We start from the raw sequence: 12,355 nt of genomic DNA, 5'->3' as shown, positions 1-12,355 counted from the left end.
AATCGAATGTTAAGGTTTTGTAAATCCGTGCATTTTTTTGTATAAAAAAAAACGCCCACATGATGTGGGCGTTTCTGTTTAGTTATCAGAAGACGTTGTGTTTTCTGCTTTTTCTTCAATTTTGTCTTTATTTTTTTGCTGAGTATCTTCTTTGTCCTGCTTCGATTTCAGCTCAAAATATTTATCCAATACTTCTCTGCCGATTTCGTTCGTAATTGAGTATCTGTCATTATAATCAATGTAGGTCCAAGGAACCACCACAGAAATGGCGATCTCAGGATTATCAGCAGGTGCATAAGCGACAAGTGTCGTATTGTAAGTTGCTGTTCCTGTTTTTGATTTATCTGGTCCATCATAGAAAGACTGCGCTGTTCCTGTTTTAGCAGCCGGTTTATATGATGCTGAAGCAAGTTGACCTGCGGCTGTCCCTTTAGTAGCAACCCGTCTAAAGCCAGCCTGAACCTCTTTAATATAGCTACTCTTCATATCGACTTTATTCAATACTTCAGGCTGAACAGATTCAACGACAGCTCCGATCCCTTTTTTCGCATCTGATTTTCTGACTTCTTTAACAAGCTGAGGCTTCAAGCGATAGCCACCATTTGCTATGGTAGATACATATTGAGCCAATTCAAGCGGTGTATAAGTATCATACTGCCCAATCGCGTAGTCAAGTAAGAAACCTGACAATCTGTTTGTACCTTTATATCCCGTCATTTCATTTGGTAGATCAATTCCTGTTTTTACCCCTAAACCAAATTGACTGAAATAATTTCTGAACGTATCAAACGCAGAAGTATCCAGAGGCAAGGCTTGGTGAGGTTTATATTCACCTTTACCAACTGCTATCGCTGTCTTAAACATAAACACGTTAGAAGACTTCTCCAAAGCAGTTTGAATACCAACCGGACCTAAGTTTTGCCAAGATTTTTTACCTCTTTTATCTTGACCGATATATAATGGTTCGTCCTTAAATATCGTATTCAAATTAATGGCTCCAGTTTGAAGACCGGTCAAAACAGTTGCACCTTTAACAGCTGATCCCATAGCGTAGGATGAAGTCATATTTCCTAATGCATAATCGTCAAACTTATAGGCACCGTTTTCCCGTTTAATCTGCTTCCCTGCCATTGTCAGTACTTCACCATTTCTAGGATCCATCATGACAACGAAGGCACGGTCTAACAATTCAGTACTTGGTCTTGCTTTAGCAGCTTTAAGTTTCTTTTCAATAATTTTTTCCACTGATTTTTGCAAATCAATGTCAATTGTAAGCACAAGATCTTTACCAGGTTTGCCTTCAGAAACGGTTTTCGTTCCCGTGACATTGCCCTTTGAATCTGTGATGTTTTCGACCTTCGCTTTTTGCCCCTGCAAAAGACTTTCATATTGATATTCTAAGTAGCTTTTTCCGACCCTGTCATTTCGGCTGTAGCCAAGCGACAGATAATGGTCGAGCAAGTTGGATGGCAATCCTTCATCAGAGCTTGATACACTTCCGAGCACTGAGCGGAGAAGATTTTTATACGGATATTCACGTTCCCAGTCTGACGTGACATCAACACCCGGGAGTTCATCTAAATGTTCACTTACAACTGCCATTTCTTTCGCTGATACATCTTCATTTTTGATGTATTGCGGTGTTAACGCATATCCGGAGTCCATCTGTCTTTTAATGGCGAGAATCTGCATGTCTTTATCAGTCAATTCATTCAGCTGCTTATCGGTAATCCGTTTTAGCTGGAGGTGGTATAAATCATCATCTGATAATTTTTTATTTTCAAATTGCTGTCTTTCCTTAGAAGTAATCAGCTTTTTCGCTTCTTTTGGTCTAGTCAAAACCCAATAATCTTTTTTATCCCGTTCTGTTACTTTTTTTGTGTCGACTTTAATCATATCTGCCAGCTTTTTTGCGATTTTCAAACGCTGTTCTTGCGTTGTAGATTTAGATCTGGTGTATGTAATCGCATTTAAAGCCTTATTTGTTACAATGGCATTAAAATTCCGATCATAAATTTTCCCGCGCGGCACCGCCGAGCTGACTTCACTTTGTTCCTGCTGATTGGCTTGATTTTTGTAATCATCGCCTTGAACGATCTGCTTAATGCCAAGCTCCACAATAATCCAGGTGAATATAACAAAAGCGGCCAAAAATAAAATATTCAGCCGGATCGGAAGCGACTTCTTTTTCTCTTTATGATTTTGCTTTTTTTGTTTATTTCTCCTCATAACATCACCTTTTTCTATTTACAGAAAGAAAAGACACTCACGTAAGAGTGCCATTTTTCATTTTAAAGGTTTTTTCGACTTTTTTCTACAGATAACCCCTTATTGCCAAAAAATTATCTTTCGCCTTTTAAAAGGTTCGGTTCAGTCACCCGTTTGTGGCCGTCTTCTTCCATAGTTTCATTTTCCTCTTCTTTCTCTTTAAAACGAATATCCTTGACAAAGTAATAAATGAGCGGATGTCCGATGCCCAAGATGGCAAGCGACAACGGTATACCCATATCTTCTTTAAAAAGGGCCACGATAAGGAGAAAGCATAAAATCGAAACAATTCTGCCGGCGTTTAAAAACATTTCTCTCAGCACGATATATTCAATTCTCGCTTTTCTGGCATGTCTGGCCCGTCCTATGACATCATATGTAAGCGATACATAAGGCACGAGCAAAAGAGGATAGCCGATCGCAATAAACACGCCGTACGTCAATAATGTCGTAAAGCTCATATGAAAGAGTATCAAAAACAGCGCACCGTACAAAATAAGGCCGCCCAGCAAAATTGATTTTTTACGGGCCTTTTTTTTGATCAGCCTTGAAGCAAAATAATAGGCAAAAAAGGAAACAGCGGAGTTGACGAGACCAAAGGTTCCGAGGGCCAGTTCGCTGTTTGTTTCAATAAACACAAAAACACTGATTAAAAAGACGAAAATCCCTTCTCTCAAGCCCTGAAAAAAATGCGCATTTGTAATTCGCCGCCAGTTCATATTAGTGTGGCGTTCTCCAAATACCTTACTCAGCATAAATTGGCCCTTTGATTCTCTCCGTTTTAGGAAGAAGCTCATCACGACAGCCAGTGCAAATAAACTGAGGGAGAGACTGAAGATGACAGTGTAACCCGTATTATTTTCAAGCCTTGAGATGACAAATCCTGCAACAATCGGACCAATCATTCCTGCGGATGAGGACAGGATGCCCATAAAGCCGTTGAAAAAATCCCGCGTATCAGGCTCTGTTATTTCAAAGGTGAGCACATTAAACGCGAGCCAGTAAAATCCATAGCCTACTCCGAGCACCGCTCCGATGAGAACAAGACGTGATGCAGCAGTTTCTCCAGCCAGCAGCACACTTAAATAAAATGCTGCTAAAAAAATCACTCCAAATCTAAGAATGAAAACCCGGTCTATTTTTTTAGCTAAACGGCCAGCTAAATAAAATGTTATCGGCTGCATCGTCACAATCGATAAGTTGTATATCGCCAAATCAATAAATTTTCCTGACTGCTTCCAGAGATACACATTCACAAATGTATTGGAAAGCGCAATTCCTAACGAGTAAAGACCGCCAACGGTCAGCAGAAGAAGTAATCCTTTATTTACATTTACATCTCCAATTACCTTTTTTAGTTTGCTCATTACTGACTCCCCTTTACTACCCCTTAGTCTGTCTCACTGAAACCGATATATGTAAAGAGAAGACATAAAAAAACAAGGCCCTTTTATGAGGGCCTTGTTTTGCGTTATTATTTTGCTGCGCTGTAAAGACGAGCAACTTCGTCCCAGTTTACCACATTCCAGAAAGCTGAAATGTAATCAGGACGGCGGTTTTGATAGTTAAGGTAGTAAGCATGCTCCCAAACATCAAGACCTAGGATAGGCGTTTTGCCTTCAGAAAGCGGAGAATCTTGGTTTGGCGTGCTTGTGATTTCAAGTTTGCCGTTGTTTACAACAAGCCATGCCCAACCTGAACCGAAACGTCCAGCTGCTGCAGCAGCGAATTGTTCTTTGAATTTGTCAAAGCTTCCAAATACACTGTTGATCTCTTCAGCAAGCTCGCCAGTTGGCTCGCCACCGCCGTTTGGAGATAAAAGTGTCCAGAATAATTTGTGGTTCGCGTGTCCGCCGCCATTGTTGCGGACTGCTGTGCGGATGTTTTCAGGAACAGAATCTAGATCTGCAACAAGCTCTTCAACTGATTTGTTTGCAAGAGCAGTGTTTCCTTCAACCGCTTTGTTTAAATTTGTAACGTATGTGTTATGGTGCTTCGTATGGTGAATATTCATAGTTTCCTTGTCGATATGCGGTTCTAAAGCATCGTACGCATAAGGTAATTCTGGAAGTTCGTAAGCCATGATAATTCCTCCTTAATATATATGTACTGAAATGCCGCTTCACAGCGAGCCTTTCTTCATTCAATGTAACAAAAGAACGCCGTGTAATCAATGAAAAAGCTCACAATTTGGCTATTTCAGCAGACATATTTCACTTTAACCGTTACTTCGCCCCCTTAAACCTCCTGACAGCAATTCTTACAGGACCGTCCATAAAAAATATCCGATCATTAAAAGCTGAATAATTCCCTTTGCAACGACCCCCGTTAAAAAGCCGATCAATGAGCCTAGCCCAATTTTAAACGCTGATTTTACATCTTTTTGATGTACAATAAGCTCTGCGCAAACAGCTCCGATAAACGGCCCTAAAATAATCCCCGCAACCGGAATCACAAAGGGACCGATCAATAACCCGATCGTACTCCCCCAAATAGCAGCTTTGCTTCCGCCGAACCTCTTTACACCAAGCAGATTGGAAACGTAATCTGCGGCGAATAATACTGCGGCGAATACAGCTTCAACCAGCCAGAACATATAGGAATACGGACTGAAAGAAAACAAAAATCCGTATAATACAAAACCGGCAACGATAAATACAACACTTGGAATAACAGGATACACAAGCCCGATAAAAGCGATGATAAATAGAGCCGCGATCAACAGCCAATACAAAATATCCATAGAATCCATCCTCCTCATTATGCTTACATCTCTGATCTTACACTTCTGCCAATGCAGGTCTTCCTTGTATTCATACGCAGGCAACGATACAATAAGCAACATATATTGTATAGCTAGGAAGTGACGACAGTGAATGTATTTCAGCTTTTCATCAAAAGTACATACTCTCCACGGGATATTGCAAAAACAAGATTTCAAGGAATCGGAAAAGCGATTCTTTATGTATTTTTGCTTTCTGTCCTTTTTGCGATCCCCACTGCTTATTATGTAAGCTCAGGGACCGTCCAATCTATGAACGGCTTTAAATCCGTTTTAAACAAAGATTTCCCTGATTTCACAATTTCAAACGGCAAACTTCAGACGGATGAAAAAAAAGCCACAGAATCAAAGGCAAACGGCTTTGTCATTGTGTTTGATCCGACGGATGCATATGGCACGGAACAAGTCGAAGCGAAGCAAAACGCAATAGGTATACTTCAGGATAAGTTTGTTTTGGCCATTGACGGACAGGCCCAAGAAATGGCTTACTCAATGATGCCGTCAGATTTAACCAAAAAAGATGTCACTGCAGGGTTAAACCAAAATAAAACAATGATCGTGACTGTTCTCTCAGTTCTCATTTTTCTCGTAACAGCGGCGGGAAAATTTATTGAGGTATCATTCTTGGCGCTTATCGGGCTAATCATAAAGAACGCTCAGCAAAAGCAGCTGTCCTACCACCAGCTATGGAAGCTTTCTGCTTACTCCATTACCCTTTCAACAATATTTTTTACAATTATGCGTGCGTTAGAAACAACGGTGCCAAGTGAATTTTTAGTCAACTGGTTTGTTAACTTTGTCATCCTGTTTCTCGTTTTAAAAGAGCTCCCGGCTAAAAAAAGAAATCTTTAAAAAATAGCGGTTAATTTTCAGGAATTTTTTCAAAAAAAAAGAATGGTACATGTGTAACTTTCTCTTTAAGCAAACAGTGTAAAAAGGCCAATCTTACAACTTGGATGCTACCCTTTCTTTTCTTGGGAAGGAATTTCATTCTAAACAAATAGCTTTTTTGTACGAGAACTGGGTCCGGAAATTTTCAGTTGTGAAATAATTTGATGTTTTAATCTCAGCCAATTAAAACAATGTCTAAAAAAACAGTAATGATTACCGTTGAATTTCAAGAATCTATCCTTCAGAACAAATCCTTTGTAAAATATTGAAGCATAGCAGGGTAAAGATATATAAAACTTTTTTCTTTTTTAGTCACCAACAGAATATAAATTTATATCCACATTTTTTAAAAAAGTGCTATGAAATAATTTTCTAAAAATATATATTAAAAAGCTAGGTGCCGACAGGCACCTAGCTTTTTATTCGAATTCAAATTTAGTACCAAAAAAACTAGAATTATCTCTTCCAATCCTCTTGATCTTCAGCAATATTATATTATTATCTTTTCTGAGGATTTATATAAACAAATGCTGCTCCCTTAGCTTTCCCCTTGTACACAGATAAACCTACTGCCCAAGGTACACCTGTTGGTTTTGGTAATTTACTGAAATAAAACTTTTTAGTTGGTGTTCTACTCGAAAAATACCCTGAGTATTGAGGACCAATGTCCCCACCTTCGACAATAGAAACACCAAAACTCTTATAATTTAATTTACCACATTTTCCATTTGTCTCAGCATAAGCATCAATAGAGGTAGCACTTTTAGTATATGTATACGCGTCAGTAATCACTCTTATCTTACAACCAGATATACCACTTACTGATTGCCAACCACTGCTTGCTGCCTCTGCTTTTTCTTTAGGTAGTGCTACGAGCATTGCCATTAGCAGCAAAATTAAAAACACTGAAAATTTTCTTTGCTTCATTACTAGGTTCCTCCTTTAAAACTATTACTATGTAATCCTAACAAATCCTTCAGCTTTTGTAAATAATGGTATATGCGTTTTATATTATAACAAATCATCACTTTATTATAGCTCACTCACCTTTTTGACTGCATTATATTTTAGTCAAAGAGATTCCTTCAAAAATCGATCACATAAAAAAGAGACAAAGTCCATTCGTTGGATATAACGACAATCTTTTTTGTTCAATATGTAAAGCGAAAAAACAGCGTGAACAAATCGTTGTGCAGTGAGTAAACTTGTTTAGCTGATCATTTGGACTGGTGTGAAAATCATAAGAAACATTGTACTTTTTTTAATTTATGGTGAATCTACTTCTTAATTTTCCATTATGGACTGCCTAGTGTTGATTCGGCGGTATTCAACAAATATCGTATACCGGAAGCTATGAATCTCAATCTTGTCTATCCTCCATCGACAGGACGCACTCAAAGCCATTATGAAGAAAATATGCGGAAAGAGAACCACGCCTATTCAAAATCAAGTTGACCCAAGAAATTAAAAATAATCGCGAAGTAAACAAAAAACCGTTAGAGCCTAGTCCTACTCAGAGGATCGAGAAATTTAAATTCAGCACAATCGATTGTGAGAGTGGTACTTTCTGAAAAATAAAATTTGGAACGTTTATTTGCATATGACTTTCAACGGAAACGGACTTGTCTTGGAGGGACAGTGGTTGAATCTGTCAATGGTTCGTGACAGTCAAGTATTTACATTTTTTTCAGTAAAGTAAAAAGGAACGCGTAGCTATGCCTCATACAATCGCAGTCGATGCAGAATAAAAAACACTTACGAAACTTCTCAGCGCTCTTTTTCTTTCACATAAGGGGTGGGGGATATTCTGAAATATCTTTTTTGATTTTCCTATAAATTACTTGCCTTCTGTCCTTCGGAGCAATTACGAGGTAGTACTTACAATTCCAAGTAGTATGCGCTGAACTATTACTGTCTTTTGACATCATAACTCCTCCGTATGCTCATTTTTGGTTGGCGAACCAAACATATATAGCACTCTGGAGAGTATTTTTCATGTCATACTGGAATTTTCTTGGAACCCTAGGTCTAGCCTAGGGTTTTCTTTTGTCATGAATCAACACGGACAAGCATACAATGTTATAAAAATTTTGTATGCGGGAGGCAAAATCAATGAAACGTCTCACTTTTGTATTCAGCATTCTCTTTATCCTTTTTATTATTTTTTATGACCTTAAAATTGGAACGATCCCCATTCAGAACCTCCCCGTATATAAAGCATCGGCAAAAACAGCTGTACAGGAAACAGCGTATAAAACGGTGACGGTAAAACCGGGTGACACGGTCATGTCAATTGTCGGGTCTGCAAGTTCCCCTGACAATATTGTAAAGGATTTTGAAACACTTAATCCAAATGTAAAAGCCAATACAATTCAAGCAGGAACAGCATACAAATTCCCGGTCTACCCATAATTAACGTTAATTTCTTGTCAGTTCGGCGAATACACTGTTACAATATAATTTGTAAAATACATTGACATACACCATACTAGGTTTATTCTATCTAGAAGCGGCAACTACAATTAAGGAGCGATTGACAAGTGAGTGAAATCACCCATCGTACAAAAACGCGTCCCGTTAAAGTGGGACCTTTAACAATAGGCGGTAACAATGAAGTCGTTATCCAAAGCATGACAACAACCAAAACACATGATGTAGAAGCAACGGTTGCGGAAATTAACCGGCTGGCTGAAGCCGGATGCCAAATCGTGCGGGTGGCTTGTCCGGATGAACGGGCGGCAAACGCCATTGCGGATATTAAAAAACGCATCTCCATTCCGCTCGTCGTTGACATTCATTTTGATTATAAGCTTGCGTTAAAAGCCATTGAAGGCGGCGCAGATAAAATACGAATCAACCCAGGCAACATCGGCCGCCGTGAAAAAGTCGAAGCGGTCGTTAAAGCGGCGAAAGAAAAAGGGATTCCCATCCGAATTGGTGTAAACGCAGGTTCATTGGAAAAACGGATTTTAGAAAAATACGGATATCCGACAGCAGATGGCATGGTAGAAAGCGCTCTTCATCACATTAAGATTCTTGAAGATCTAGATTTTCACGATATTATCGTCAGCATGAAGGCTTCTGACGTAAACCTTGCCATCGAGGCTTACGAAAAAGCGTCAAAAGCATTTGATTACCCGCTTCACCTCGGAATCACCGAGTCAGGAACGCTGTTTGCCGGTACGGTAAAAAGCGCAGCAGGACTTGGCGCGATTTTAAGCAAGGGCATCGGTAACACCCTGCGTATCTCATTAAGCGCAGACCCGGTTGAAGAGGTTAAAGTAGCGAGAGAGCTATTGAAATCCTTTGGTTTGGCCTCTAACGCTGCAACCCTCATCTCATGCCCGACTTGCGGCCGTATCGAGATTGATTTGATCAGTATCGCCAACGAAGTGGAAGAATACATTTCTAAAGTGAAAGCGCCGATTAAAGTCGCCGTTCTCGGATGTGCGGTAAACGGCCCGGGTGAAGCGAGAGAAGCTGATATCGGCATCGCTGGAGCACGCGGCGAAGGCCTTCTGTTCCGAAAAGGTAAAATTGTCCGAAAGGTGCCAGAAGAAACAATGGTTGAAGAACTGAAAAAAGAAATCGACATACTTGCTGAAGAGCACTACGCAAAACTTGAGGCTGAAAAAGCGAAATTAGCTGAAGAAACACAAAAAGCTTGACGGAAACCCGTCAAGCTTTTTTGTATTAGAAAAATGGAATAATAAATATTCCAAGCACTAATGAGACAACACCAATCCCCATAGCCCATGCACCCAGGCTTTGGACTCCTCTTCTTCTTGCGATATAGCCGACAATAATACCGGCAGCTCCCAACAAAACGGGAAGAACAAACAATGAAATAATGGACAAGGCTAAAGCGATATACCCTATCCCCCGTCCTTCATTGACATTTCCGCCGCTGCGGTCATTCTCTTGGTCACCGCTTCGGTCAGAAGCACGGAAAGGCTCTGCAATTTCAGCAGCCGTTTCCTCAAAAAAACCATCATTGTCGCGGGTAATATTTGTTCCTTCAGAACCATGATCTACATAGTAACTGTTGTTATCACGTTTTTCGTAATCGTTTGCCACCTTCAATTCCCCCTTCTGTTTTATTAAAGGAGCTTTTATAGTTTGATCCATTTTTGCTGATTCATGTTTGCTAAACTTTTCTGGTAATGTTAATTGTTTATGTTACACTTGAAAGGATGAAACTGAAGGAGTGTGGGCATGTTACGCTTAGGAATAGATATTGACGGCACAATCACGGCTCAGGATACATTCGTCCCTTATTTAAACCGCTCGTTTAATCTTTCCATTTCATTAAACGATATGACGGATTATGATTTAACAAAACTGTTGCATATTACACAGGAAGAATTTTGGGATTGGATGAATCAAAATGAAGCAATCATATATAAAGAAGCACTTCTTGCACGCCATGCAAAACAGTCCCTTGACCTCCTCAAAGAGGAGCACCGGCTGATTTATATTACGGCGAGAAGGACTCATTTAAGCGATGTTACGTTCGAATGGTTTGACAGACAAAACATCCATTATGACCACATAGAGCTCGTGGGCGGGCATCATAAAGTCGAAGCGGTCAAAAAACATGACATCGACTTGTTTTTTGAGGATCATCACGGAAACGCAATGATGATTGCAAAAGAAGCCGGTATACCGGTGATTTTATTCAATTCGCCTTATAACCAGCTTCCGATCGATTCAAATATCATTAGAGTTAACAACTGGCTCGAAGCGGTTCAATGGATAAATGAAAATAAACATTATTTCATACGTGTGAAAAATTAAAAAAGGAGCCTGATCAGGCTCCTTTTTCTCTATCCTTAACTCTTACGCAGAAGGTTGATCTTGCTTTTCCTGTTCACAGCTTGGGCATGTCCCGTAAATCTCAAATTTATGCCCGCTGATCTGATAGCCATCTAGGTCATCATAGAGCTTATCCATCGGACAAGACTCAATTTCCTTTGTTTTGCCGCAAGCCAGGCAAATAAAGTGATGGTGATGATGAGTAAATGAGCATTTAAATCGGAACAGCTTTTCACCGGAGAGCTCAGTCGTTTCCAAAATACCTAGCTCTTCATATAAAGAAAGGTTTCTGTAAATCGTATCAAAGCTTAAACCGGGATAATCATCATTTAGTGCAGACAGTACATTTTTAGCGGTCAGATACCTGTCCGAATCAGCAAAAAGCTGAAGCATATCTTCCCGTTTGCTTGTATATTTATATCCGTTTTCTTTCAGTAAGTTCAGCGCTTCTTGTACGTTCATGAAGGGCCCCCCTTTTCGCTTTGCTTAAGAACGAACGTATCTTATATATCAAAAAGAAAATGGCAGCTGTCTGACCAGCAAGCCATTTTCTTTACTACTGATAAAATTATACCCATAAAATGAATAAAAGTAAATGAAAGCCTAGTGGATTGCGGTTTTGAATTTACCGCCTCTTGTTTCATGAGTATTCATAATTGTAATAAATGCATTATCATCGACTTCAAACACAATGGATTTGAGCTTGGTCACTTCCAGCCTTGTGACAACTGCATAAATCACATCTTTTTCCTCGTCTGTATAGCCGCCTTTTCCCTTCAGCTTCGTTGTTCCGCGTCCGAGACGGTGTAATATAGCGTCGGAAATCTCATCATACTGGTCCGAGACAATAATCACAGCTTTTGTTTCATCCAGCCCTTGGATGACCGCATCAATGGTTTTCATGGCAATGTAGTAAGTCATGAAAGAATACATAGCTTGCTCAGGACCGAACACAAAACCGGCCCAAATAAAGATAAATACATTGATGAGCATCACAAACTCACCAACTGAAAAAGGCAGTTTTTTCGTTAGAAGGATACCGAGAATTTCTGTGCCGTCCATTGAACCACCGTTCCGAATCACCAGCCCGACACCAAAGCCGAGTAAAAGACCTCCGAATACTGTAGCCAGAATAGGCTGTGTCGTAATGGCTTCTACGTGGTGAAGCGAGGATTCGATTAAGGCAAGGCCGACAATCCCGATAACAGTAGAAACGAGGAAGGTCTTACCGATATATTTATATCCGAAGATCATAAAAGGAATGTTTAAGATGACAACGAATACAGCGAAATTCAGAAAGGGGTTTGACATAAAGAGGTGGTCTAAAATAAGTGATACACCGATAATGCCTCCATCAATAAAATCATTGGGGACTAAAAATAATTCAATACTTACCGCCGCAGACGCAGCTCCAATCAGAATCATGATGACCCTGAATATAAAGTGGGTAAATGATTCTCTTTTGTGTTGTTTTGTTGGGGTCATAAAATCTCCTTTCCTGCAATAACTATTTTAAATAGACTATGACTCTATTTTACCATGAAATGCTGACACATTTTACTGATTTGCCCATACATTATGTCTGAGAGGTGGAATGTT

General features: G+C 39.7%; 12 protein-coding genes and 1 pseudogene. 4 read left to right on the top strand and 9 right to left on the bottom strand.

Translation table 11 applies throughout. The features are described from left to right. Positions 1-78: 78 nt before the first annotated feature. The 4 genes from pbpA to UJ203_RS02950 all read right to left on the bottom strand — a co-directional run bounded on the left by pbpA (position 79) and on the right by UJ203_RS02950 (position 5,011). Positions 79-2,229 carry a penicillin-binding protein 2A gene (gene pbpA, locus UJ203_RS02965; RefSeq protein WP_322008571.1) on the bottom strand — a complete coding sequence of 717 codons (2,151 nt, stop codon included), beginning with the start codon at positions 2,227-2,229 and terminating at the stop codon, positions 79-81. Between the two features lie 113 nt (positions 2,230-2,342). Then, complete coding sequence (locus UJ203_RS02960; protein ID WP_024122070.1) at positions 2,343-3,635, bottom strand: MFS transporter; 1,293 nt, start codon at positions 3,633-3,635, stop codon at positions 2,343-2,345. 107 nt (positions 3,636-3,742) lie between these two features. Beyond that, entirely contained in the window at positions 3,743-4,351 is a 609-nt protein-coding gene (gene sodA, locus UJ203_RS02955; RefSeq protein WP_044154540.1) for a superoxide dismutase SodA, read from the bottom strand. 177 nt (positions 4,352-4,528) lie between these two features. Continuing rightward, positions 4,529-5,011 (bottom strand): DUF456 domain-containing protein, encoded by a 483-nt coding sequence (locus UJ203_RS02950; protein ID WP_322008570.1) that lies wholly within the window; start codon positions 5,009-5,011, stop codon positions 4,529-4,531. A gap of 129 nt (positions 5,012-5,140) precedes the next feature. On the opposite strand from UJ203_RS02950, the gene UJ203_RS02945 reads away from it, so the two are divergent. Next, on the top strand, positions 5,141-5,902 hold the full coding sequence (locus tag UJ203_RS02945) for a DUF1189 domain-containing protein (RefSeq protein WP_322008569.1): 762 nt from the start codon (positions 5,141-5,143) through the stop codon (positions 5,900-5,902). Between the two features lie 537 nt (positions 5,903-6,439). Here the strand turns inward: UJ203_RS02945 and yqgA are convergent. Continuing rightward, positions 6,440-6,868 carry a cell wall-binding protein YqgA gene (gene yqgA, locus UJ203_RS02940; RefSeq protein WP_044154538.1) on the bottom strand — a complete coding sequence of 143 codons (429 nt, stop codon included), beginning with the start codon at positions 6,866-6,868 and terminating at the stop codon, positions 6,440-6,442. Positions 6,869-7,718: 850 nt separating this feature from the next. Beyond that, positions 7,719-7,866, bottom strand: a pseudogene (locus tag UJ203_RS02935) (transposase); the annotation flags it as partial. Between the two features lie 187 nt (positions 7,867-8,053). Here UJ203_RS02935 and UJ203_RS02930 point away from each other — a divergent pair. Continuing rightward, a complete protein-coding gene (locus tag UJ203_RS02930; RefSeq protein ID WP_322008568.1) occupies positions 8,054-8,353 on the top strand; it encodes a LysM domain-containing protein in 300 nt (99 codons plus the stop codon). 137 nt (positions 8,354-8,490) lie between these two features. After that, the gene (ispG, locus tag UJ203_RS02925; RefSeq protein ID WP_174754447.1) at positions 8,491-9,609 is read left to right on the top strand and encodes a flavodoxin-dependent (E)-4-hydroxy-3-methylbut-2-enyl-diphosphate synthase; all 1,119 of its coding nucleotides are present in this window, start codon (positions 8,491-8,493) and stop codon (positions 9,607-9,609) included. Between the two features lie 25 nt (positions 9,610-9,634). Here ispG and UJ203_RS02920 read toward each other — a convergent pair whose 3' ends face one another. Continuing rightward, entirely contained in the window at positions 9,635-10,024 is a 390-nt protein-coding gene (locus tag UJ203_RS02920; RefSeq protein ID WP_322008567.1) for a DUF308 domain-containing protein, read from the bottom strand. 132 nt (positions 10,025-10,156) lie between these two features. On the opposite strand from UJ203_RS02920, the gene UJ203_RS02915 reads away from it, so the two are divergent. Further along, positions 10,157-10,738 carry a hypothetical protein gene (locus UJ203_RS02915; protein ID WP_322008566.1) on the top strand — a complete coding sequence of 194 codons (582 nt, stop codon included), beginning with the start codon at positions 10,157-10,159 and terminating at the stop codon, positions 10,736-10,738. Positions 10,739-10,780: 42 nt separating this feature from the next. On the opposite strand, the gene UJ203_RS02910 is transcribed toward UJ203_RS02915, so the two are convergent. Together UJ203_RS02910 and UJ203_RS02905 are read right to left on the bottom strand one after the other, a co-directional pair. Beyond that, positions 10,781-11,218, bottom strand: a complete 438-nt coding sequence (locus UJ203_RS02910; protein WP_010334964.1) for a Fur family transcriptional regulator — start codon at positions 11,216-11,218, stop codon at positions 10,781-10,783. Between the two features lie 141 nt (positions 11,219-11,359). Beyond that, positions 11,360-12,241 (bottom strand): YitT family protein, encoded by an 882-nt coding sequence (locus UJ203_RS02905; protein WP_010334965.1) that lies wholly within the window; start codon positions 12,239-12,241, stop codon positions 11,360-11,362. Between the last annotated feature and the right edge of the window lie 114 nt (positions 12,242-12,355).

Source organism: Bacillus sp. V26, from assembly GCF_034296245.1.
Lineage (GTDB): Bacteria > Bacillota > Bacilli > Bacillales > Bacillaceae > Bacillus > Bacillus halotolerans.
The sequence above is the reverse complement of the archived record's forward strand: the minus strand, read 5'-3'. Positions and strand labels throughout refer to the sequence as shown.